At 35.1% G+C, this 22,848-nt stretch carries 21 protein-coding genes and 1 pseudogene; 3 read left to right on the forward strand and 19 right to left on the reverse strand.

Annotated elements, in window-relative coordinates; genetic code table 11:
• Positions 1 to 35: 35 nt before the first annotated feature.
• On the reverse strand, positions 36 to 1,463 hold the full coding sequence (locus ABE048_RS11615; protein ID WP_430311435.1) for an aldehyde dehydrogenase family protein: 1,428 nt from the start codon (positions 1,461 to 1,463) through the stop codon (positions 36 to 38).
• Positions 1,464 to 1,616: 153 nt separating this feature from the next.
• Here ABE048_RS11615 and ABE048_RS11620 point away from each other — a divergent pair, with 153 nt between their 5' ends.
• Positions 1,617 to 2,441 carry an aminoglycoside N(3)-acetyltransferase gene (locus ABE048_RS11620; RefSeq protein WP_430311436.1) on the forward strand — a complete coding sequence of 275 codons (825 nt, stop codon included), beginning with the start codon at positions 1,617 to 1,619 and terminating at the stop codon, positions 2,439 to 2,441.
• A 160-nt stretch (positions 2,442 to 2,601) separates the two neighbouring features.
• Here ABE048_RS11620 and ABE048_RS11625 read toward each other — a convergent pair whose 3' ends face one another.
• The 18 genes and pseudogenes from ABE048_RS11625 to ABE048_RS11710 form a co-directional block, all read right to left on the reverse strand.
• A complete protein-coding gene (locus ABE048_RS11625; RefSeq protein WP_430311437.1) occupies positions 2,602 to 2,964 on the reverse strand; it encodes a DUF779 domain-containing protein in 363 nt (120 codons plus the stop codon).
• 20 nt (positions 2,965 to 2,984) lie between these two features.
• The gene (gene exaC / locus ABE048_RS11630; RefSeq protein ID WP_430311438.1) at positions 2,985 to 4,502 is read right to left on the reverse strand and encodes an acetaldehyde dehydrogenase ExaC; all 1,518 of its coding nucleotides are present in this window, start codon (positions 4,500 to 4,502) and stop codon (positions 2,985 to 2,987) included.
• 616 nt (positions 4,503 to 5,118) lie between these two features.
• The gene (locus tag ABE048_RS11635; RefSeq protein WP_430311439.1) at positions 5,119 to 5,820 is read right to left on the reverse strand and encodes a CpsD/CapB family tyrosine-protein kinase; all 702 of its coding nucleotides are present in this window, start codon (positions 5,818 to 5,820) and stop codon (positions 5,119 to 5,121) included.
• Between the two features lie 3 nt (positions 5,821 to 5,823).
• Entirely contained in the window at positions 5,824 to 6,573 is a 750-nt protein-coding gene (locus tag ABE048_RS11640) for a YveK family protein (RefSeq protein ID WP_430311440.1), read from the reverse strand.
• Between the two features lie 457 nt (positions 6,574 to 7,030).
• The gene (locus tag ABE048_RS11645) at positions 7,031 to 7,804 is read right to left on the reverse strand and encodes a tyrosine-protein phosphatase (RefSeq protein ID WP_430311441.1); all 774 of its coding nucleotides are present in this window, start codon (positions 7,802 to 7,804) and stop codon (positions 7,031 to 7,033) included.
• A gap of 141 nt (positions 7,805 to 7,945) precedes the next feature.
• Positions 7,946 to 8,653 (reverse strand): ABC transporter ATP-binding protein, encoded by a 708-nt coding sequence (locus tag ABE048_RS11650; protein WP_430311442.1) that lies wholly within the window; start codon positions 8,651 to 8,653, stop codon positions 7,946 to 7,948.
• Between the two features lies 1 nt (position 8,654).
• Positions 8,655 to 9,431 (reverse strand): ABC transporter ATP-binding protein, encoded by a 777-nt coding sequence (locus tag ABE048_RS11655; protein WP_430311443.1) that lies wholly within the window; start codon positions 9,429 to 9,431, stop codon positions 8,655 to 8,657.
• Positions 9,424 to 10,371: a branched-chain amino acid ABC transporter permease gene (locus ABE048_RS11660; RefSeq protein ID WP_430311444.1), complete on the reverse strand. Its 948-nt coding sequence runs from the start codon at positions 10,369 to 10,371 to the stop codon at positions 9,424 to 9,426. The genes ABE048_RS11655 and ABE048_RS11660 overlap by 8 nt, the downstream gene beginning before the upstream one ends.
• Positions 10,372 to 10,384: 13 nt before the next feature.
• Complete coding sequence (locus tag ABE048_RS11665) at positions 10,385 to 11,260, reverse strand: branched-chain amino acid ABC transporter permease (RefSeq protein ID WP_430311445.1); 876 nt, start codon at positions 11,258 to 11,260, stop codon at positions 10,385 to 10,387.
• Between the two features lie 82 nt (positions 11,261 to 11,342).
• Positions 11,343 to 12,545: an ABC transporter substrate-binding protein gene (locus tag ABE048_RS11670; RefSeq protein WP_430311446.1), complete on the reverse strand. Its 1,203-nt coding sequence runs from the start codon at positions 12,543 to 12,545 to the stop codon at positions 11,343 to 11,345.
• Positions 12,546 to 12,942: 397 nt separating this feature from the next.
• On the reverse strand, positions 12,943 to 14,142 hold the full coding sequence (locus tag ABE048_RS11675) for an MFS transporter (RefSeq protein ID WP_430311447.1): 1,200 nt from the start codon (positions 14,140 to 14,142) through the stop codon (positions 12,943 to 12,945).
• A gap of 11 nt (positions 14,143 to 14,153) precedes the next feature.
• Positions 14,154 to 14,576 (reverse strand): MarR family winged helix-turn-helix transcriptional regulator, encoded by a 423-nt coding sequence (locus ABE048_RS11680; protein ID WP_430311448.1) that lies wholly within the window; start codon positions 14,574 to 14,576, stop codon positions 14,154 to 14,156.
• A 160-nt stretch (positions 14,577 to 14,736) separates the two neighbouring features.
• A complete protein-coding gene (locus ABE048_RS11685; protein ID WP_430311449.1) occupies positions 14,737 to 15,336 on the reverse strand; it encodes a class I SAM-dependent methyltransferase in 600 nt (199 codons plus the stop codon).
• A complete protein-coding gene (locus tag ABE048_RS11690; RefSeq protein WP_430311450.1) occupies positions 15,333 to 15,953 on the reverse strand; it encodes a methyltransferase in 621 nt (206 codons plus the stop codon). The genes ABE048_RS11685 and ABE048_RS11690 overlap by 4 nt, the downstream gene beginning before the upstream one ends.
• A gap of 159 nt (positions 15,954 to 16,112) precedes the next feature.
• The gene (locus ABE048_RS11695; RefSeq protein ID WP_430311451.1) at positions 16,113 to 17,399 is read right to left on the reverse strand and encodes a cation:dicarboxylate symporter family transporter; all 1,287 of its coding nucleotides are present in this window, start codon (positions 17,397 to 17,399) and stop codon (positions 16,113 to 16,115) included.
• A 199-nt stretch (positions 17,400 to 17,598) separates the two neighbouring features.
• Positions 17,599 to 18,495, reverse strand: a complete 897-nt coding sequence (locus ABE048_RS11700; RefSeq protein WP_430311452.1) for a response regulator — start codon at positions 18,493 to 18,495, stop codon at positions 17,599 to 17,601.
• 2 nt (positions 18,496 to 18,497) lie between these two features.
• Positions 18,498 to 19,766, reverse strand: a complete 1,269-nt coding sequence (locus ABE048_RS11705) for an ATP-binding protein (protein WP_430311453.1) — start codon at positions 19,764 to 19,766, stop codon at positions 18,498 to 18,500.
• Between the two features lie 147 nt (positions 19,767 to 19,913).
• Positions 19,914 to 20,968: pseudogene (locus ABE048_RS11710) on the reverse strand (NAD(P)/FAD-dependent oxidoreductase).
• A 149-nt stretch (positions 20,969 to 21,117) separates the two neighbouring features.
• Between ABE048_RS11710 and ABE048_RS11715 the strand changes: the two are divergent.
• Together ABE048_RS11715 and ABE048_RS11720 are read left to right on the forward strand one after the other, a co-directional pair.
• Entirely contained in the window at positions 21,118 to 21,912 is a 795-nt protein-coding gene (locus ABE048_RS11715) for an ABC transporter ATP-binding protein (protein ID WP_430311454.1), read from the forward strand.
• Positions 21,912 to 22,841: an iron-hydroxamate ABC transporter substrate-binding protein gene (locus ABE048_RS11720; protein WP_430311455.1), complete on the forward strand. Its 930-nt coding sequence runs from the start codon at positions 21,912 to 21,914 to the stop codon at positions 22,839 to 22,841. The genes ABE048_RS11715 and ABE048_RS11720 overlap by 1 nt, the downstream gene beginning before the upstream one ends.
• Positions 22,842 to 22,848 lie beyond the last annotated feature (7 nt).

The raw sequence follows: 22,848 nt of genomic DNA on the forward strand, positions 1-22,848 counted from the left end.
ATAAAATTGTTATATGTTAATATACAATAATTATACTACAGTTTTGTTTTGATTGTGATAAATTTCATTTCTGTCATTTCATTTACTGCATATTTAATACCTTCTCGACCATAACCACTATTTTTAACGCCACCATATGGCATATTGTCAATTCGGAATGTTGGTACATCATTAATAATAACAGCCCCAGCTTCAAGTTCATCTGCCGCTCTCATAGCATCTTCTAAATTATTGGTAAAGATACCAGCATTCAATCCTAAGTCGGAATTGTTCAATAAAGCAATAGCTTTGTCGAATGTTTCATATGAAACAATCGACACAATAGGTGCAAATGTTTCCTGACAGACGATTTTCATATCGGATTTGACATTCGTCATGACGGTTGGTGTCAAAGTGCGTTCTGTAAAAGTACCACCCGTTGCAACTGTAGCTCCTTGCTTTCTGGCTTCGTCAATCCATCCAGTAATTCGTTTCACTTCACTTGGATTGATCATTGCACTCACATCCGTTTTTTCATCCATCGGGTCACCAACAACTAATTTTTCCGTTGCTGCTACGAACGCTTTTGTAAATTCATCGTAGATAGATTGATGTACAAAAATGCGTTGCAAAGAAATACATACTTGTCCAGCAAAACCGAATGCCCCTCCTACACAACGATCGACAATTTTATCAATTGGTGCACTAGGCTCTATAATTAATCCGGCGTTAGAACCAAGCTCTAAAGTAACTTTACGTAAACCTACTTTTTCTTTAATCTTCAAACCGACATTCCCACTACCGGTAAATGTCACTTTTTTAACTAGAGGATGAGTTACTAAGGAATCACTTAGCTCACTTCCACTACCTGTCACAATTTGAAGCATACCATCTGGCAATCCTGCTTCTTTGAAAACTTCTGCCATAACAATACTACTTAATGGTGTTTGTGTAGCTGGTTTTAAAACAACTGCATTCCCTACTGCAAATGCTGGACCCAATTTATGGGCCACAAGATTAAATGGAAAGTTAAATGGCGTTATTGCTGAGATAACTCCTAAAGGTACACGTTTTGTCCAGCCAATTCGATCTGATCCTCCTGGTGCAGCATCCATTGGGACTGTTTCTCCATTAACTTGCTTTGCTGCTTCTGCAGCAAACTGGTACGTGGCAATCGTACGATCAATTTCTGTCAAACCTGCAGTTATAGGCTTTGCCGCTTCTTGTGCTAAAATTTCGGCAAACTCCCTGCGACGGCTACGCATTATTTCTACGACGCGATATAAAATTTCAGCTCTTTCATAAGCTGTGGAAGATTTAAACTTTTTATACGCTTCATATGCACTATCAATAGCTCGTTTAACATCTTCTTTAGTTGCTTTTGCTACTTTGGCAATCACTTCACCACTATATGGCGATGTCAGTTCATAACTTTCTTTTGTATCTACCCATTCACCATTAATCCATAATTTTGTTTCTTTCAACAAAAACACCTCCAACAATGTATGCCCTCTTTTATCAATACTATCACGATTATTAATCTAAGTACGGTTTGGTAGCTCACCAATTAGAATGATTTGAATGATTTGAATATTACATTTTTTGTTATAATAAATAGGAATAGTGAGGTGATGATTATGACAGAATTTGATGTCATACAAAGAACAAATGAATTTCAATCTATAGAGACACTCGTTCAGCAACTCCATTTACTTGACATTCAAGAAGGTGATTCAATTATCGTCCATTCTTCACTTAGTCATATGGGTTGGATAGCTGGTGCTGAACAAGCAGTAGTTGGAGCATTAATGCAAGTTATTACCCCAAAAGGTACGATTGTGATGCCAGCACAATCTACCGCAAACTCAGAGCCTTCTTATTGGTCCTTACCACCAGTACCTGAAGCTTGGCAACAACCACTTCGAGATGCACTACCTGCATTTGATCCACATTTAACACCATTACGTGGTATGGGAAAAATCGCAGAGTGTTTTATAAGACATCCGAAAACAATTCGAAGTGCCCACCCTGCCCATTCTTTTATGGCCTGGGGTCAAAATGCTGAAGATTGGATGAAAAGCCATCCAATTGAAAGTTCCTTTGGTTTAGAATCACCACTAGGGAAAATGTATCAAACATCAGTAAAAATAGTTTTAATAGGCGTTGATTACGATTCCTGTACAGCTTTACATCTTGCAGAATATCTAGCAGATCAAAAATATTATTCAAAACAAGGTGCAGCAATGCTTGTAAATGGAAAAAGACAGTGGGTTACATACGATATGTTAGATGTAAATTCCGAGCGTTTCCCCGCTATCGGAAAAGAGTTTGAAGCACAATCTGGGAATTCTATTCATTATGGGAAATTAGGTCAAGCTCGTACTCGCACCATCCCTATGAAACCTCTAGTTGATTTTGGTGTAGAATGGCTGAACTCTCACCCTGTTCAACAGGAACAATAACTTCATGTTTCAATTAATCAAAAATTCCCGATTCTTATGCAAAATCTCTTCTGTTTTCTTTGCTAAATATTGTGAAACCCCCAACAGATTTGAATAGAACTATTTTCTACTTTTAATAGAATGAAAAAAACTCCAGTCATTATTGACTGGAGTTTTTTAGTTAAAGAAGCTTTTTTACTTCTTCGTATTCTTCAGCTGTGAATACTCGAGAATTTGTAATGAAATGTTTTTCTTCCACACTATCCAACGAGAAGGTGGCACCTCTACCAGCAAGCGCATCTATGATTAATTGGGTGTGTTTCCAATAATCGTATTGACTTCTATGCATATAGAAAGGAACATCACCTATAGTCCCGAGATAAACATCTGCAGACCCTAGTATAAAGTCACCCTCACGATAGCACATAGGTGCAGAGCCATCACAGCATCCACCCGATTGATAAAACATGATAGGTCCATGAATGCTTTTAATATGGTCGATTAAAACAAGTGCCTCATCAGTCGCAACTACACGTTCTACCATGTTCATACCTCCCTTTCGACTTAGAAGAAGCCTTGTGGTTTACGGTTATAACTAACCAACAAGTTTTTCGTTTGTTGATAGTGTTCAAGCATCATAGCGTGATTTTCACGACCAATACCAGATTGTTTGTAACCACCGAACGCAGCACCTGCTGGATATTGGTGGTAAGTATTTGTCCAAACACGACCTGCTTGGATTGCACGACCTGCACGATAAGCGACATCACCTGAACGAGACCATACACCAGCACCTAAGCCATATACAGTATCATTTGCAATTTCGATCGCTTCATCAAAGTCTTTGAATGTAGTAACGCCAATAACCGGTCCAAAGATTTCTTCTTGGAAGATACGCATTTTGTTATGTCCTTTGAACAATGTAGGCTTGATGTAGTAACCACCTTCAAGACCTTCAATATTGTTTTCTTCACCACCGATTAAGCATTCAGCGCCTTCTTCTTTGCCTAATTTTAGATAAGAAATGATCTTTTGGTGTTGTTCGTTAGAAGCTTGAGCACCCATCATGACTTCAGTATCTAGTGGATTACCAATTTGAATTGCTTCAACACGTTGTAATGCACGTTCGATGAATTGATCATAAATAGATTCTTGGATTAATACACGAGAAGGACATGTACAAACTTCACCAGAGTTTAATGCAAACATAACTAAGCCTTCAATTGCTTTATCCAAAAATTCATCATCCTGATCTAGAACATCTTCAAAGAATATATTTGGTGATTTACCACCAAGTTCAAGTGTTACAGGAATGATATTTTCAGTTGCATATTGCATGATTTGACGACCAACAGCAGTTGAACCTGTAAATGCAATTTTAGCAATACGTGGGTTCGTAGCAAGTGGTTTACCTACTTCGATCCCAAAACCATTTACGACATTTACAACACCTGCTGGAAGTAAATCTTGGATTAACTCGATAACAACCATGATAGATGCTGGTGTTTGTTCTGCTGGTTTCAACACAACACAGTTCCCTGCTGCTAATGCAGGAGCAAGCTTCCAAACTGCCATTAAGATTGGGAAGTTCCAAGGAATGATTTGTCCAACAACTCCTAGTGGCTCTTGGAAGTGATAAGCAACTGTATCATTGTCTATTTGAGATGTACGTCCTTCCTGAGCACGAATTGCACCAGCAAAATAACGGAAGTGGTCAATTGCTAATGGAATATCTGCATTTAATGTTTCACGTACTGCTTTACCATTATCCCATGATTCTGCAACAGCAATCATTTCAAGATTTTCTTCTAGACGGTCTGCAATTTTATTTAGGATAATAGCACGTTCTGCAGGAGAAGTTTTACCCCAAGAATCTTTTGCTGCATGTGCTGCATCTAGCGCCATTTCAATATCTTCAGCAGTTGAACGAGCCGCCATTGTGAAAACTTCACCATTCACTGGTGATTTATTTTCAAAATATTGCCCTTTTACTGGTTGTACCCATTCGCCACCGATAAAATTATCGTATTTTTCTTTGAAGTTTACGACTGCACCTTCAGTATTAGGATTTGCATAAATCATAGTAGAATCTCTCCTTAAAATTTATTGAAAACTCATTCCCTCGAACTCACTTACATTTACAATTAATCAATTATCCGAGAGTGCTTCCAATTATTATAATGTTCTATGTATCTATAATATTCAAATATTTTGCATTAAATTTTAAAAGTTTTCTAGATTTTATATATATATTCTTTCTTATAAAGTAAACTTTGACTTAATAGCACTACGTTTAGGGTACTGATTAGTGTTTAAATGCAAATATTAATCGTATTAATCTGCTTTCTGCATGATGTGGAATTAGCTTCGCTTTCCGCGGGCGAGCGTTGAGCCTCCTCGGAAGCCCGTACCGTGCTTCAATGCGGGGTCTCACCTGTCTCGCTTTCCCGCAGGTAAAGATTACTCCTGCGGTTACTCGTCGCATAAAAACCCTTTGCTCCTGCATCGCTTCGCTAGCTTCGTCGCAGAAAATTCTTCTTGTTCCTGTAGAACAAAAAGAATTTTCGCTAATTCCACATCAACAAAGACAGCTATACAAGATTTTTATGATTCAAGTACATAAAAAACTGTCAAACAATTATTTTTTCTGACTCGTTTGACAGTAACTATTTCAAGTCTATTCACTTTAAATTACCTCTTATTGATATTGGTAATGATAATGATTAGTAGGTAGTGCGCAGTTATTTAATACAACACCCATAATTTTCGCTTGTGAATTATTAAGGGCTGTCTTTGCTTTCTTAACATCTGCTTTCTTTGAAGTATTCATATCCACTATCAACAATGTACCATTACATTTATTAGATAAAATTTGTGCATCCGTAACTGGTAATAATGGTGGTGAATCAAAAATAATAAGATCAAACTCCTGCTCCACAACTTTTAAAAATGTATCCATTGTTTTTGATGATAGTAATTCCGATGGATTAGGAGGGATAGGACCACTCGTCATAACATATAGCCCTACTATTGCCGTTTCTTGTATTACTTTTTGGACAGGTTGCTTCCTTATAAGTACACTAGATAGGCCGTCAGTATTTAATAAATGAAAAGTATGATGTAATGTTGGCCTCCGCATATCTGCATCTACAAGTAAAACTTTTTTACCCTCTTGTGCAAAAACAATACCAATATTAGCAGCATTTGTTGACTTTCCTTCACCTGGAATAGAAGACGTTACTAGTAATGTTTTTAACTCTTGATCAGATGCGGAAAATGTAATATTTGTTCGTATGGTCCGAAATTGCTCCGCTATGATTGATTTAGAATCTGAAAGGGTAATCAGATTCCGCTCCAATTTCGAAGATTTCAGCTTTTTGGATTTTTTAGAAAGGAACATCGTTTATATCCTCCTTATTCTAGATGAATGAACTGATAATTTATTTGATGTTTTTCCAAAAAGGATGGTTTTCTTTTCTATAATCGGACTTACCAATCCAATAATCGGGAGTCCTAAGATTTCCTCAATTTCCTGTTCAGATCTAATTCTTGTATCAAAGGTTTCTATTAAAATTGCTATACCTATTCCTATCATTAAACCAATAACAGCTGCAATCATCATATTTAGTAATTTATTGGGCTTCGTAGGTATTGGATTCTCACTCAATTTAGCATAGGATAAAATATTAATATTATCGACTTTCATTAAAGCTGGAATTTCTTTTTTAAATACTTCAGCAAGTGTATTGGATATTTCTACAGCTCGCGATGCTTTCGTATCCTCAATTTGGATCGTCAAAACCTGTGAATCACTCGTGTTTAAAACTGTTATTTGATCCGTTAACTTATCAGGAGTAGTATCTAAATCTAGTTGTTCAATAACTTTTGATAAAATAACTGGACTTTTAATAACAACATTATAAGTATTAATTAACTGCAAATCTGCATCAATTTGTGATGACGCTACATACTGATCACTCTTTTCATATTTCTGATTCACTAGTATTTGTGTATCTGCTGTATAAATTGGTGTCAGCACAAAATAGCTAATAATTACGGCTATACCAATCGAAACTGCCGTTATAGCGATGATTAGAAATGCATGTCCTTTTAGAATTTTTAATAGATCACTTAATTTAATAGTTGCTTCCAATTATTTCTCACTCCTTTTCCAGCCACCTACTATTCTCTTCTGTTAGTAGTATAGTGTTTAATTTCTCAAGTTATTCATACTTTTTATCAAAATTCCCAATAGACTAGTAATGAACTTCATTCATTTCCCCATAGGTTATGTAAAAGGATACGGTAGATTTTTCTAACCAAAACACCAGCACGTTTTATAAAAAAGTTAAATACTTTGCCCTTAACACAATTGCAGAATCGTACTGTTTATATTTCTAATCTTATTTCAGTCTATAATTCTCACAATTTATAACCAATATTAAAAGACCACTTTAAGAAAGTGTTTAAAACACCCCATTTCTTAATAGCAGCCTTATTCGTTCAACTTTATTTCCCCAATAGTTACTATGGTTCTTCTTCAGATATCTACATTTATCCCTATTTGACATCATTTAAAGTGTAACTAAAAAATTTTATAAAAATTCCAGTTATTTATTTACAAAGATATTCCACCATTTTTTCTTTTCTGCATTTATCGGTTCCAACACAGTTATTTCTGTATCAGCAATGATTCGCTTATTATTTTCCAAAAAGAAATCGACAAAATCAGATCGTTTGTGTTTTTCTAAATAGTTTAATCCTTGTTCAAATAAAAACGGCCGTGTCTGCAAATTATGTACATCCGATCCATATGTATGTACTAAATTTGCATCAATTAAATCTAAAGCCGTACGCTGAACAGCTCTACCAAATTGCCCTACAACACTACCAGCGGTTATTTGAGAAAGGGCACCTAAACGGATAAGTTGCTCAAGTCTTTCAGGTTTTTCTACAATTCCTTTATTTCGCTCCGGATGAGCAATAATTGGTACGATATTTTTTGCTACTATTCGATTAACCATTTCAAACGTATATAGCGGAACTCCGGATGATGGTAGCTCTAGAAGTAAGTACTTAGAATTAGCTAATGTAAGTACGCTTCCTTCAACTATTTGCTCGCAAATATGTTCATTGATTCGTACTTCATGTCCTAGATGTAGTTTTAATGGAATGTCGTGTATTTCTAATCCATGTTGCAGTACGCTTATTCTTTCCATAACCGTTTCAACTGCAGCATGATAATACGGATGAAAAGCATGTGATGTGAAAATAATTTCTGTAATTCCTTCTGTTGTTGCTTGAATAAGCATTTTTATGGAATCTTCCAAGCTTTTTGGCCCATCATCAACATCGAAAATGATATGACTATGTATATCAATCATAAATTGCATATCCCTTCTTTTTTAGAATGATAGTAATAACTATTTTATTTCTATATGTTAAGGAATATCCCTTTATTAATATGATAAAAAGGCCGCATCCTCAATGAAATTAACACACTGAGAATGCGGCTTTCTTATTGACTACAATCCGCCTAAATATGCAGCTTTTACTTGTTCAGTTTCTTGAAGTTCTTTTGCTGTACCAGATAGCACAACACGACCTGTCTCAATAACGTATGCGCGATCGGCTATTGAAAGTGCCATATGTGCATTTTGTTCAACCAATAAAATTGTGGTTCCTTCTTTACGAATTTCTTCTATTGTATGAAAGATTGTTTTTACCATTATTGGTGCTAACCCCATGGATGGTTCATCTAATAATAGAAGTTTCGGTTTTGCCATAATTGCACGGCCCATTGCTAACATTTGTTGTTCACCACCAGATAGAGTACCTGATAGTTGCTTACGACGTTCTAATAAAATCGGGAATATCTTGAATATACGTTCTTTATCTTTTGCAATCTCTGCACGATCATTGCGCAAATAAGCACCCAATTCAAGATTTTCCTCTACTGTCATATTAGCAAATACTCGACGTCCTTCTGGAACATGCGAAATACCAACTTTAACAATAGATTGTGCAGGTTTTCCTGCAATTGAGCTACCGAGGTATTCAATGGTTCCTTGTTTAGGTTTTAATAAGCCCGATAATGTTTTTAATAGTGTACTCTTACCTGCACCATTCGCACCGATTAATGTCACAATCTCGCCTTCATTTACTTCTAAGGAGAAACCTTTTAATGCTTGAATATTACCGTAAAATACATTGATGTCATTTACTTTCAGCATCTTATTCCGATACCTCCTCACCTAAATAAGCTTCAATTACTTTCGGATTATTACGAATTTCGTCTGGATTACCGTGAGCAATGAGTTGCCCATGATCAAGAACATAAATACGTTCACAAATACCCATTACTAGTCCCATATCATGTTCGATTAATAGAATCGTTAAATCGAATTTTTCACGGATAAGTGCAATCAGTTCCATTAAGTCATGGGTCTCTTGAGGGTTCATCCCTGCTGCCGGTTCATCTAACAATAGAAGCTTCGGCTTAGCTGCTAATGCACGGGCTATTTCAAGGCGACGTTGCATCCCATATGGAAGGTTCTTCGCTAATTCATGCTTATACTTATCTAAACCAAAGATTTTCAAAAACTCGATTGATTCTTGTTCCATTTTAGCTTCGCCTGAAAAGTAACTTGGCAAACGTAGAATCGAGCTGAAAACAGAATGATGTGCAAGTGAATGGTTGGCTACCTTTACATTATCCAAAACCGATAATTCTTTAAACAATCGAATATTTTGGAATGTACGACTGACACCACTTTTGGTCACCTGGTGAGGAGACATATTGTTCGTCTTTTTACCATCAAATGTTATGGTGCCCTCTGTCGGTTTATAAACACCCGTTAACATATTAAAACTTGTGGTTTTTCCTGCACCATTTGGTCCAATTAAGCCAATCAATTCCCCTTGATGCATCTCCATATTCAAGCCAGATACGGCTTTCAAACCGCCGAATTGAATCCCTACATTTTCTACTTTTAAAAGAAGGTCACTCATGTACATTTCCTCCTTTTGACTTTTTACCGAATTTGAAGATATCTGTAATTTCCTTTGTACCCATTAAACCGGATGGACGGTATAGCATTACAATGATTAATACTAAACTGTAGATAATCATACGAGTTTCCGGGAAATCTTGTAGATATAATGAAATAACGGTCAGTAGTATTGCCGCAATAACAGCTCCAGATAAACTTCCCAAACCTCCTAGTACCACATAAATTAAAATATCAAATGACTTTAAAAAGCCAAATTGTGAAGGTTGAATGATAAAGAAGTTATGTGAGAATAATCCACCTGCAAGTCCAGCAAAGAATGAGCCAATTGCAAAGGCTAATACTTTGTAATACGTCGTGTTAATACCCATTGCATCTGCAGCAATTTCATCTTCACGAACAGCGATACAAGCTCGACCATGACGTGAATTTGTGAAATTTGAAATGACAATTATGGTGATTAATACAGCAAAGAATGCGTAAGTCCAAGTGGTTAAATAGTCAACTTGCATACCTGCTGCCCCACCTACATAGTCAATATTCAAGAAGATTATGCGAATAATTTCCGCAAATCCGAGGGTAGCAATCGCTAAATAATCCCCCTTTAAACGAAGTGTAGGAATACCTACGATTAACCCTGCAATCGCTGCTACAATAGAACCGATTACTAAAGCTACAGGGAATGGCCAACCTAAATTTGTAGTGAATATCGCTGAAACATAAGCACCTACTGCTAAAAACCCAGCATGACCAATAGAAAACTGACCTGTTATCCCTATAACTAGATGTAAACTAACTGCTAATATAATGTTAATTGCAATTGTAATGAATAGATTTGAATAATACATATCAAGCTGTCCACTCGAAATCAAAAACTGCACAACTGCATAGACAACAAGCGCAATAGCAACATAAACCCAAAAAACTTTAGACTTTTTCATAAGTACTACTCACCTACACTTTCTCACGGGTGTTTTTGCCAAAGATACCCGCCGGTCTAAAGATTAATATTAATATTAAAATAACGAATGCTGCAGCATCACGCCATAATGAGAAACCTAATGCACTAACAATTGTTTCTACAACGCCAAGTACCATACCACCTGCCATAGCCCCAGGAATAATACCTATACCACCAAGTACTGCAGCTACGAATGCCTTAACTCCTGGAATAATCCCCATGAGAGGATCAATTTTCGTATAGTAAACACCGAAAATAACACCTGCTGCACCAGCTAATGCAGAACCAATTGCAAATGTTACAGAAATTGTAGTATCAACATTAATCCCCATTAAACGAGCTGCATCTACGTCATAGGATACTGCACGCATTGCTTTTCCAATTTTCGTTTTATGTACGATAAATTGTAGTATGATCATTAGTGCAATCGATACCGATAAAATCATAATAGATTGCATGCTGATTTGTGCGCCTAAAAAATGAAACGATTTGTTTGAAATAACATCTGGATATGCTTCCGGTTGTGCACCTCGGAAGAATATTGTCGTATATTCGATTAGCAAAGACACCCCAATTGCTGTAATTAATGCTGCAATTCGTGTCGCATTCCGAAGACGTTTATAAGCAATCCGCTCAATTAATACCCCTAATATCGCACATACAACCATTGCCAAAAGTAATGCAGGAAAGAAACCTAGTTCCCATTTTGAAATTGCATAGAATCCTACAAACGCACCAATCATGAACACATCACCATGTGCGAAGTTGATCAGCTTGATAATGCCATATACCATCGTGTAGCCGAGAGCAATTAACGCATAAATACTACCGAGTGAAATACCATTAACTAATTGTTGCAACCACTCCATATAAATCTCACTCCTTATCAAAAGCTTTAAAATACAATAACAAAAGGGAGGTCAGTGCCCCCCCTTTTTGTTATCTAAAACATTAAGGATTAACTTTAGAGTTGAACACTTGTTTACCGTCTTTAAATTCAAGAACTGTTGCTGTTTTCACTGGGTTGTGTTTATCATCAACTGAGAAAGTACCTGTAACTAATGACAAGTTTTTTGTATCCGCTAATGCATCTTTGATTTTTTCACCGTCTGTTGAACCTGCACGCTCAATTGCATCTTTTAACCAATATACTGTGTCATAACCTAAAGCATTAAATGCATCCGGTGCTTGATCACTATTTGCAGCTTTAAATGCTGTTACGAATTTTTGGATTTTTTCATCTGGATCTTCAGCTGAGTAATGGTTTGTAAAGTACGTATTATTTAATGAGTCTTTACCAGCTAACTCAACCATTTTTGGAGAATCCCAACCATCTCCACCCATAAGAGGTACATCAATACCTGCAGCACGAGCTTGTTTAATAATTAAGCCCACTTCTTCGTAATAACCTGGGATATAAATGAAATCAGGCTTTTTAGATTTTAAACGTGTTAGCGTTGACTTGAAATCTGTATCTTTTGCTACATAAGATTCTTCTGCTACAACTTTACCGCCGTTTTTCTCAACTGTTTCCTTAAATGATTTTGCTAACCCTTTCGCATAATCACTTGCGCTGTCAGCGAAAATAGCTACATTTTTAGCTTTCAAATTATTCAAAGCAAAGTTTGCCGCTATTTGACCTTGGAATGGGTCGATGAAGCAAGTACGGAAGGCATATTCATTTAACTCGCCTTTTTCGTTAATAGTTACTGTTTCAGATGTTGCAGAAGGTCCAATAATAGGCATCTTATTTTTGTTTCCAATTTGTACAGCTGCTACAGTATCCCCTGATGTTGCAGAGCCAACTTGTGCTACAACTTTTTCTTGTGTCGCTAACTTAATAGCTGCAGATGTTGCTTCTGCTGCGTCTGATTTATTGTCAATTTCTACTGTTTTTATCTGTTTACCATCAATACCGCCAGCTTTGTTGATTTCATCGATCGCAAGTTTTGCACCTTTAGAAATACCAGAACCATAAGAAGCCACAGCACCAGATAGCTCAAGATTCAAACCAATTTTGATTTCTTTACTATTACTTCCATTGCTCCCTGAAGAAGCGCTATCTTTAGCACCACAGCCTGCTAACACCCCAACAACTAATGATGATGCTAAAAATACTGAAGCATAACGTTTTAATTTGTTTTTTGATTTCATCCAAATATCCCCCTTATTTATACTTATCTTTTTGATATTTCTGATAATTTTAAAAAGTCTGAAATATAACTAGATATAGTTTTATACTTTTCTACAACTTTGTTAGACTATTTTACAAATCATATTGTAATTGATTCATATCATTTAGTCTATATAAATTTTTAGTAAATTTAAAATATTTAAAATTTATATCAAAAATAGTATTTTTATATTATTATTTATTTAAAATAGTATTTTTATGTCTTTCCATTAAGATATAAATCGATTCAAAAGGGAAGAATATTTAGTATTTTTAATTCAGCACGTTAACGCATACCCTATTAAAAAAACTGAGAAAATTATTATTTTTTCTCAGCTTTTTCAATATTATTCACTTTTCTTTTTAAAATTTATAGATTTACACTGCGCTTTTTTCTAATATCAAATGATCTTTACGACCGTGTAATACAAAGTAAAATGCAATTGTAATAAAGATGAAAATACCTAATGATACATATAATTTTCCATAGCCTAATAGTGGAATTAAATAGCCTAGTAAATACGGTCCTACACCAAGCCCTCCATCCAATGCGATGAAGTAAGTTGAAGTAGCCAGCCCCATACGATGTGGAGGTGTAAGTTTTACTGCTATTGCCTGTGCAGTTGATGATAGATTACCATAGCCTGCACCAATCATTGCTCCTGATACTAATAATATAACGCTGCTATGAGCTGTACTTAATAATAGTAACCCTAGTGCAAATAGGACAAAACAAGGATACATGACAAAGTTAGCGCCTTTTGTATCCATTAGTCGACCAGTAAATGGGCGAGTTACTAAGATTGCCACAGCATAAACAAAGAAGAAAAAGCTTGATGCTGCTACTAAATCTCGTTCTTTAGCAAAAAAGTTAATAAACGAAAGAATTCCTGCATAGCCAAAAGCTATAAAAACTGTAATAATCGCAACTGGTATTGCCTTTGGTTCTAAGTATTGAGAAATGCTGAAGCCTTTTTGTACTCCTTTGGATTCTGGAGCCTCTGGTACTGGTGGCACTTTCGCCATAAAAGAAATGGCCAAACAAATTACACCTAATAACATACAAAGTGAAAATATAACATTATATGTTGTATGTTGACTCATCAAAATACCAATAAATGGACCAACTGCAGTACCAAGAGTGGCACTCATACTATAATAACCAATTCCTTCCCCTTTACGCGATTGAGGTAAGATTTGCGCTACAATGGTACCTGTTGCAGTTGATGCAATACCTACAGCAATACCATTCACAAAACGGCATAAAAGTAATACTGTAATGCCTGCGTGAATGAAGTAAAGAGACATCGTAATAACGAATAATATTAATCCAATAATAAGTACCCGTTTACGTCCAAATTGATTAATAACCCTTCCTGTTCCAAGGCGCCCAATTAAAGTACCAATAATATAAATCCCTGTAACTAGTCCTGCCTGACTCGTTGAAGCATGGTATTCCTTCACAGCAAATGAGGCAATTGTTACCATTAACAAATAAAATATAACTAAAATGATAAAGTTAATGATCGACATAATAATAAAGTCTTTTGACCATAATTTATCTTTTGCATGACTCATTGATAATCCCCCTATTTATTTAATAAATTCTCTCTGATTTTTTGCATAGTTTGAATAAATGCTAATTGTTCCTCCTCTGGTATACCAACTAACATTTGTTGTTCAAATTCATCAACAGTGCTTCGTATTTCGTTATAAACTTCTATTCCTTTAGCCGTGACAATCATATGCTTTTCACGTTTGTCTTTACCTGTTTTGGCTTCGACATAACCTTGCTCTACTAAACTCTTCATCGTCCTCGTGATATTTGGCTTTTCTACACTTAATAACCTTGCCATCTCTACTAATGTCATCGATTCAGATGTAACTAAATAATATAAGATTGACCACTCTGTACGATGTAAATGATGCTTTGCTAGTCTCTCATTTAACCTTGTTTCAAATGGTCTATAGGTCAAAATCAATTGATGAAATAATGTTCTAAATGTAAACATACTCTCCTCCTATATAGTTAACAATGATAACTAATATAAATGAACTTTCTCATAATATCAAAATCCACACTTAATTTCAAGTAAATTTGTAGGGATTGTTGCTTTTCTCTTACAATAGATGTCATAAAAAAAGACAACTCCCAAAGAGTTGCCTGTTAGTTTATTTTTTTTCAATGATAAGTTGTATCACATGCGCAAGTCCTGTATGCAGCTTTCCTTCAAGTCTTGTCTGTTCACCTACAAAAAGATGAAGTATTTTACTACCTTCACACCAATCCAAAAGATTTTGGGGCTTATAGAGCATTTCTAATTCCTTTGGCCCTCCGGTTTGATATTCTAGTTGATCTTCTGAATATAATTCCATCATGATCTTACCACCTGGTCTAACGGCATTTACAATTTTATCGAACACCAGTGATTGTTTCCCTTTTGGAAAATGCCCAAACACCATAATAGCAGCATCAAATTGTTGTGTAGGAATAGTACCTTCCAATAAATCCACCTGAACAGTATTCACTTCTACATTATTTTTCTTTGCTAATCGTTTTGTTTTACGAAGGCCACTTTCTGCATAATCAAAAGCTGTTACTTCATGCCCTAATGTCGCCAAAAAGACAGCATTACGCCCTTCTCCCTCAGCAAATGCTGCTACTTTTTTTAGCCCCTCGAGTTGAGCTGCATAACTTTTAATAAAAATGTTTGGCTCCTCACCAAACATATATTCAACTGTATTAAACCATTCATTCCATGTATTTGTCATGTAAAAATCATCTCCTTATATTCTAAAATAATTACTCTCTCATGCATATTATAGGTAGAATCATTCGATACTAGAACATCCCTTACAACTTCAAAATGTGTTTCATTCCGTAAAAACTGAATATATTCAAACGAGGGATAGTATAGCATGACGTACATTTTACGAGGATTCTTTTGATATGATTTCAAAATATTATTTACGACTTTGCGGAAAATCTGAATTGAAAAAGGATTAAAGAAAAAGAAAATATTATCAGTTGGCTGTACTTTATACTGCTCAGCCTTAGCATTTAGAAATCTTACCGATTCATTTTGTAGATTATGTTCCATCGAATATTGAACTTTATTTTGCAATGCTTCTTGTACATAATTTTCATTCATTTCAATTCCAACGGTTGAGATATGGAATCGATAATTTACGTAAAAAGTTACGCGACCTTTACCAGATCCAAAATCAACAAAGCCATCATTCTTTTCAAGTTCAATCTTATCAAAGCATAAATCTAATACATCGTAGGGCGTTGGTTCATATGGATAATAATGAGCTAACCTTGGGAACTTTGGTTTATTTTCTGTAGTGTGAATATGTAAGAACTGATCATATTGTTGATCATTCATTTGAAATCCCTCACTTACTTTAGAGAAAAGATTTTTTAGGAAAGCAGTTCATTTGTTGTTCTTAAAAAAAGTATAAGTCAATCAGGTATAATGTCGTTAGTCATAAGCAAAAAGGGTGTCCCAAAATATTTTTGGGACACCCTTTTTTGTTTGAGAAACTTATTTTGTAGCTGCTTCAGCTGCTTCGTTTTCAAAATAATTGTCGTATTTGTTTTTATCAAGACGGTTTTCCCATTTAGCCATAACAAGTGATGCTAATGAGTTACCTATAACATTAACAACTGTACGAGCCATATCAAGGATACGATCGATACCTAAGATGAATGCAAGACCTTCAACTGGAATATTTACAGCAGTTAAAGTTGATAGTAACACGACGAATGATACCCCCGGAACACCAGCAATACCTTTAGAAGTTACCATTAATGTAAGCACTAATGTAATTTGGTCAACTAATGATAAGTCTATACCGTACATTTGAGCGATGAATAACGCTGCAATTGATTGGTATAAAGTTGAACCATCTAGGTTAAATGAATAGCCTGTTGGAATAACGAATGATACGATATCTTTCGGTGCACCAGCTTTTTCCATCTTTTGCATAATACGTGGTAATACAGTTTCAGAACTTGACGTTGAGTATGCTAGTAATAATTCGTCTTTTAGGATACGGATTAAGCGGAATACACTTAAACCACAGAATTTTGCAACCCCACCAAGTATTACAACAACGAATAAAATCATTGCTACATAAACGAGGACTGCTAGCTTACCTAGCGGAATCAATGATTGAATCCCGAACGTTGAAACTGTAACTGCGATTAATGCAAATACCCCGTATGGAGCGAATTTCATAATTGTGTTTGTTACCCAGAACATTGCATCTGCTACACCTGAGAAGAATGCTAGAACTGGTTTACCTTTTTCACCAATTGCTGCAACACCTAGCCCAAATAATACAGAGAAGAAGATGATCGCAAGCATGTTGCCTTCTGCCATTGCTTGAACAATGTTTGTTGGCACGATATGAATAAGCGTATCGGCAAAACCGTGACCGCCTTCTGCTACTGTTTTACTTGTTTCAACGTAAGAAGAAATATCACCTTTAGTAAGATGTTCCATATTTACACCTACACCAGGTTTGAAGAAATCCGCTGCTGCAATACCAATAATAATGGCAAATGTCGTAATCAATTCAAAGTAAACGATCGTTTTAACACCAAGTTTACCAAGTTTTTTTAAGTCCCCTTGACCAGCTACACCCAAGATTAATGTTGATATAATAATCGGTACAACGATCATTTTGATCATGTTCATAAAGATTGTTCCGACTGGTTGAAGATATTTGGTTACGTTTTCATTTCCGTAGAAAACAGCTCCAACTATAACACCAAGAATTAACCCGATCAAAATTTGCCAAGCTAATCCAAGTTTAAATTTTTTCATGTTAAGTCACCCCTTCAATATAGTTGCTTTTAAAAAAAATCAATAAATCATAATTTCATTATAAGAGCGACTTATGAAATCCGACATCATCCGACATTTTTAATGAAATAAAAATTCAAAAAAATCATATTTAATATAACTTTTCTATAAAATAGATAGGTATCATGCCGAAATGCGATCATTTTTTACATATTATTACTTATATTGGTGGGCGTTTGAATTTTTCGTTTGTCTCTACATACAACACTTGCAAAAACTTTTTCACATTAATTTTGATTTTCTTGGGTGTTAGTTCGTTTTCTTGAATTGTTTTCATCAATGCTCGTATTTCAGCAAATTCAAAATAACGAGGTGCATAATATTCAAATTCTGGATTAGTATAATCAACTACTCCAAGTGTAGCTAGATTATTCATAGCAACAGAGATAGTACGGCGAATTCGTTGTTCAATCGCTTTACTTTCTTTTAAAATCTCTGTACTACTAAATTTCGACTGGCTTGCAAGTTCTTCGTAAATATCCTTTAAAGGCGGAATTTGCATTGTCTTTTCTTCATTAGAAGATAAAATATCGATAATTGAGACGATATCATCACTTCCTACTTCTCCGAGAATCCCCATATCATTTAGTATGGATGAAACGACATCCTTTATCGTGCGATGAGATTCTTCTTTTGTTTCCTGTTCAAAATGTAATATAGATTTTCGAATTGTCAGAAGTGATTTTTTTAGTAATAGCCGTTCAGAAGTTTTTTTCAACACGCTTTGCACTTCAATTCGATTGATGGGTTTGTGTATAAAGAATTCAATATCCTTTTCGTAAGCTTCACCAATCATTTCTTTATTTTCAACTTGAGAAATCATGATGAAGTGTCCCCTAAATCCTTGCTTCCGAAGTTGGTCTATTGTTTCAATACCATCTAACCTCGGCATTAAAAGATCGATTAGTACAAAATCTGGATCACTCGATAAAATAGGCTCCAATGCATTCATCCCACTATCAGCTTCCCCAATTATTACTCCCATATCCCCTTCTAGAATAATTTGTTTAAGCATGCGGCGACTTGCTGCATCATCATCTACAATAAAGTATCGCAAGGTTACTCCACTCCTTTTTGTATGTTCTTGCGAGGTATCTCAATATGGAAAATAGCTCCTACAGCTGGCCGTTCAACTCGAATTTTGCCACCTAACATTTGGAGAATCCCTTGAACATGAGATAAGCCGATTCCTGTTGCAGCTACGCCTTGCTGGTTAAATTTTGTTGTGAAACCTGGTTCAAAAATAATATCTAAATCTTCTTCAGCTATTCCTTTTCCCGTGTCCTTTATTCTAAAGTGAATAAATTCTTGATAATCCGATACTTGAAGTACAATACTTCCATCTTCCTCTATAGCCTCTATAGCATTTGCAGTAATATTATTAAGGATCGCAAGTAAAGGAATTTGCTGAGTTAATGCAAAATCTACCGTATTCTCCACTTTAAACTCAATCTTCTTATTTAACATCTCGCTATATTTAATATTTGCCGTTACGACAAATTCTACAATATTCGATAAATAATATACATCTTCTGTTTTAGGCATTGTAATATTCGACAATCCAGAGAAGATCCTTTGTGCATCTTTTTTCACCTCGTGAATTTCCTGGGAAATGTGCAATGCCTTTATACCTTGATCTTGTAATTGTTGCTTTTTTAAATTTCGATACAAATCATAGCTGTCCGCCATTATTTGTTCGATATGGTTCATCATTTTTTGTAAATAGAGCGTTTCGACATATAAGTCTGAACCAAGTGTAAGTTGTTCATCCAATCGTTTACGTTGTTCGGAAATAGTAATAGAACTATATAATCCTACTACAAAGAAACTTCTTAATATAGCGACCATCACGATTAAAAACCAATCGGAAAAACCTAAATAGGAATTAGATAAGATGAAGAATCGCAAAATATGTTCAGCACTGTTTGCTATTATCTCTATAAATGTAGCAATTATACCTAACTTAAAAGGTTGTTCGATTAGTCGTCCTACATTTAAAAATCTAAATAATAAAACATATACAAAATAGTAGAAAAAAGCAGGGTAATGTTCTAAAAAGCTTGCTGAAAATGTACCATTGTAAATAATAACATTTGAAAATATGCGAAAGAGAACGACTGTTAATCCTGTAATAACACCTGTTCTGATTACCGATTTAGGTAAACGAATCAAGATTAATAACAAGAAAGTAATACTCCCTACACCAAAACGGAAATGCTCTCCATTAAAGGGTGTTAATTTAATTTCACTACTAACCGCTGTTAATATTGCAATTGTTAATACCCATATTGTTTCTGATTTTAACCATTTAGATATCATTGGATTCATGTAAAATCACCTTATTAAAAGACTTAAAAATTACATAGACTATTTTATCATTTCCATTATCATAAAGAAAAATATTTATTAAACGAGCAAGATAGCCCTTACAAAGAAAAATACCTCTACAATCCCTAATGATGTAGAGGTTATTTATCATATATTAAACATTTGATTTACAAGATTTCGATTGCGTTCCTTAAATACTTCATTATGAGAAGATACCATACCGAAGGTTGCTGCTTCTGGCTGAATATATGTTTTTGCCTTATTTATAGCATTGACAGCATCATGAAATGCTCCAGCAATAAGATTGACCTTGCCGTCATAACTAATAATATCTCCTGCTGCAAACAAACCTGGTACGGAGGATTCCCCTACTACATTTCCCTTTATATAAAAATCATCAACGAGTTGAACATTAATTGCGCTATTTTTTAGTAATGATGAATCTCTCTCAAAACCATGATTAATAATGACTGCATCTACATCTAGAAAAATTGCTTCTCCATTGTGAAGATTTGTCAGTTCAACTGTCTTAATGAGATTTTTATTAGAATCTTCCGCCAATAGTTTTGTAATAGATGTATTACGAAAAACGGTAGCTTCACTTTGTAATAATTGTTCAACTTGTGATTCGTGTGCTGGTAAATTTTCTTTACGATAACTTACATATACTTTTTTAGCTATCGGCTGCAATTCATTTGCCCAATCTATAGCTGAATTACCTCCACCTGAAATGATGACAATTTGATCTTTAAAACGTTGCAATGACTTAATCGTATAATTTAGATTGGATACTTCAAAACGTTCTGCACCCTCTATTGTTAGCTTTGGGGATTTAGAATTCCGCTCCCTACTGCAACAATTACCGTTTTTGAAAAATGTTCTTCCCCTCTAGTAGTTGTCAACTTAAAGAGTAGATCTGCATCCTGGCTAATGGTTTCAACCTTCTCCCCTAACACTACTGTTGGATCAAATGTTAGTCCTTGTTCTATCAATTGTTCTATAAGCTCAGCACTAGGTAATGGCTTATGACCACCTACATCCCAAATCATCTTTTCTGGATAGACATGCAGTTTACCGCCTAATTGAGGCTGATATTCAATTACTTTTGTCTTCATACCTCTTAGTCCACTATAAAATGCTGAATATAAACCTGCTGGTCCTCCACCGATAATGGTGACATCGAAAATTTCCTTCTGTTCCATCATTTTCGCTCCCATATTTTATAAATTTATCATTTTCTTCTGCAAACCTTATTGACAATCATTATCAATTAGAATTATGATTGTGTCAATTGAAAATGATTTTCAATATCAATTAAAAACAACCACTACTTTAAAAAGGGGGTTAAACAATGGTGCGTCTGCATACGGATGATCTAAGTGTTGGATATGGTGAGAAATTGATTTTGCAGAATTTAAATATTGAAATTCCTGATAAGAAAATTACCACAATCATTGGTTCAAATGGCTGTGGCAAATCAACATTACTGAAAACAATGGCTCGAATCATCTCTCAACAATCGGGCTCGATTATTTTGGATGGTGAGAATATTGCAAAACAGAAGACAAAGGAATTAGCTAAGAAAATAGCGATTCTCCCACAAACACCTGAAAGCATTAGTGGATTAACAGTTGGGGAATTAGTTTCTTACGGACGCTTTCCGTATCAAAAAGGCATTGGTAAATTAACAAAGAAGGATTATGAAGTCATAGATTGGGCATTAAATGTTACTGGTACATCCGATTATAAATATCGCCCTGTCGATGCACTTTCAGGTGGGCAACGGCAACGTGTATGGATTGCTATGGCACTTGCACAGGAGACAGAAATTATCTTTTTAGATGAACCTACTACATATTTGGATATGGCTCATCAATTAGAAGTACTTACATTACTTGAAAAGTTAAACAAAGAGCAACATCGCACAATTATTATGGTACTTCATGACTTAAATCAGGCTGCGCGATTTGCAGACTATCTAATCGCTCTCAAAGAAGGCAAGATAATTAAAGCTGGGGATTGTGAGGAGGTCATAAAGCCTGAAGTTCTAAAAACTGTATTCAACATCGATGCTTATATTGGCAGGGATCCTCGAACAAAAAAACCAATGTGCGTAACATATGACATTATTAAAGGAGTAGAATAATGAAAAAATATCTTTTCCCATTCTTATTATTACTAGTTTTAATTATTAGTGCTTGTAGTAACAACTCAAGCAAGAACTCAGATAATAGTTCATCAAAATCAGATACAAAAGAACCTACTACTATTACGTATAAATCGGAAAACGGTGATATCAAAGTTCCAGCACATCCAAAGCGTGTTGTAGTCTTATCATCATTTGCAGGGAATGTTATGCAACTAGGTGTTCCTATTGTAGGTGTTGATGCATGGTCTAAAGCAAACCCTGAATTCAAAGATAAATTAAAAGACGCAGAAGAAGTAACAGAAGATGATTTAGAAAAAATTATTGAATTAAAACCCGACTTAATCATCGGTCTTTCCACTATTAAAGACGTTGACAAATTAAACAAAATTGCTCCAACTGTAACATTTACTTATGCAAAAGTAGATTACTTAACTCAACATATAGAAATTGGAAAATTATTAAACAAAGAAAAAGAAGCACAAGCTTGGGTTGATGACTTTAAACAACGTGCAGCAGCTACTGGGGATGAAATTCGCAACAAAATCGGCGAAGATGCAACTGTTTCTGTTATCGAAAACTTCGATAAAGATCTATATGTATTTGGAGACCATTGGGGTCGAGGTACAGAGGTTCTTTACCAGGCTATGGATCTCAAAATGCCTAAAAAGGTAAAAGAAATGACAGATAAAGATGGCTATTATGCACTTTCTCAAGAAGTTATGGGTGACTATGCTGGAGATTACTTAATCTTAAGCAAAAATTCAGATGGGGATACTTCTTTCATGAAGTCTGAAACATACAAAAATATTCCTGCAGTGAAAAACGGTCATGTTTACGAAGCAGATGCAAAGGCATTCTACTTCAATGATCCACTTACTTTAGATTACCAACTAGAATTCTTCAAGAAGAATTTCCTTGGAAAGTAATACTTTT

Source organism: Rummeliibacillus pycnus (genome assembly GCF_050459865.1).
GTDB classification, from domain to species: Bacteria; Bacillota; Bacilli; order Bacillales_A; family Planococcaceae; genus Rummeliibacillus; species Rummeliibacillus pycnus_B.

What these genes read in the sequence shown, in the direction of transcription:
- ABE048_RS11620 (WP_430311436.1), top strand. Translation starts at nt 1,617, where the DNA reads ATGACAGAATTTGATGTCATACAAAGAACAAATGAATTTCAATCTATA.
- ABE048_RS11625 (WP_430311437.1), bottom strand. Translation starts at nt 2,964, where the DNA reads ATGGTAGAACGTGTAGTTGCGACTGATGAGGCACTTGTTTTAATCGAC.
- exaC (WP_430311438.1), bottom strand. Translation starts at nt 4,502, where the DNA reads ATGATTTATGCAAATCCTAATACTGAAGGTGCAGTCGTAAACTTCAAA.
- ABE048_RS11635 (WP_430311439.1), bottom strand. Translation starts at nt 5,820, where the DNA reads ATGTTCCTTTCTAAAAAATCCAAAAAGCTGAAATCTTCGAAATTGGAG.
- ABE048_RS11645 (WP_430311441.1), bottom strand. Translation starts at nt 7,804, where the DNA reads ATGATTGATATACATAGTCATATCATTTTCGATGTTGATGATGGGCCA.
- ABE048_RS11650 (WP_430311442.1), bottom strand. Translation starts at nt 8,653, where the DNA reads ATGCTGAAAGTAAATGACATCAATGTATTTTACGGTAATATTCAAGCA.
- ABE048_RS11655 (WP_430311443.1), bottom strand. Translation starts at nt 9,431, where the DNA reads ATGAGTGACCTTCTTTTAAAAGTAGAAAATGTAGGGATTCAATTCGGC.
- ABE048_RS11660 (WP_430311444.1), bottom strand. Translation starts at nt 10,371, where the DNA reads ATGAAAAAGTCTAAAGTTTTTTGGGTTTATGTTGCTATTGCGCTTGTT.
- ABE048_RS11665 (WP_430311445.1), bottom strand. Translation starts at nt 11,260, where the DNA reads ATGGAGTGGTTGCAACAATTAGTTAATGGTATTTCACTCGGTAGTATT.
- ABE048_RS11670 (WP_430311446.1), bottom strand. Translation starts at nt 12,545, where the DNA reads ATGAAATCAAAAAACAAATTAAAACGTTATGCTTCAGTATTTTTAGCA.
- ABE048_RS11675 (WP_430311447.1), bottom strand. Translation starts at nt 14,142, where the DNA reads ATGAGTCATGCAAAAGATAAATTATGGTCAAAAGACTTTATTATTATG.
- ABE048_RS11680 (WP_430311448.1), bottom strand. Translation starts at nt 14,576, where the DNA reads ATGTTTACATTTAGAACATTATTTCATCAATTGATTTTGACCTATAGA.
- ABE048_RS11685 (WP_430311449.1), bottom strand. Translation starts at nt 15,336, where the DNA reads ATGACAAATACATGGAATGAATGGTTTAATACAGTTGAATATATGTTT.
- ABE048_RS11690 (WP_430311450.1), bottom strand. Translation starts at nt 15,953, where the DNA reads ATGAATGATCAACAATATGATCAGTTCTTACATATTCACACTACAGAA.
- ABE048_RS11695 (WP_430311451.1), bottom strand. Translation starts at nt 17,399, where the DNA reads ATGAAAAAATTTAAACTTGGATTAGCTTGGCAAATTTTGATCGGGTTA.
- ABE048_RS11705 (WP_430311453.1), bottom strand. Translation starts at nt 19,766, where the DNA reads ATGAATCCAATGATATCTAAATGGTTAAAATCAGAAACAATATGGGTA.
- ABE048_RS11715 (WP_430311454.1), top strand. Translation starts at nt 21,118, where the DNA reads ATGGTGCGTCTGCATACGGATGATCTAAGTGTTGGATATGGTGAGAAA.
- ABE048_RS11720 (WP_430311455.1), top strand. Translation starts at nt 21,912, where the DNA reads ATGAAAAAATATCTTTTCCCATTCTTATTATTACTAGTTTTAATTATT.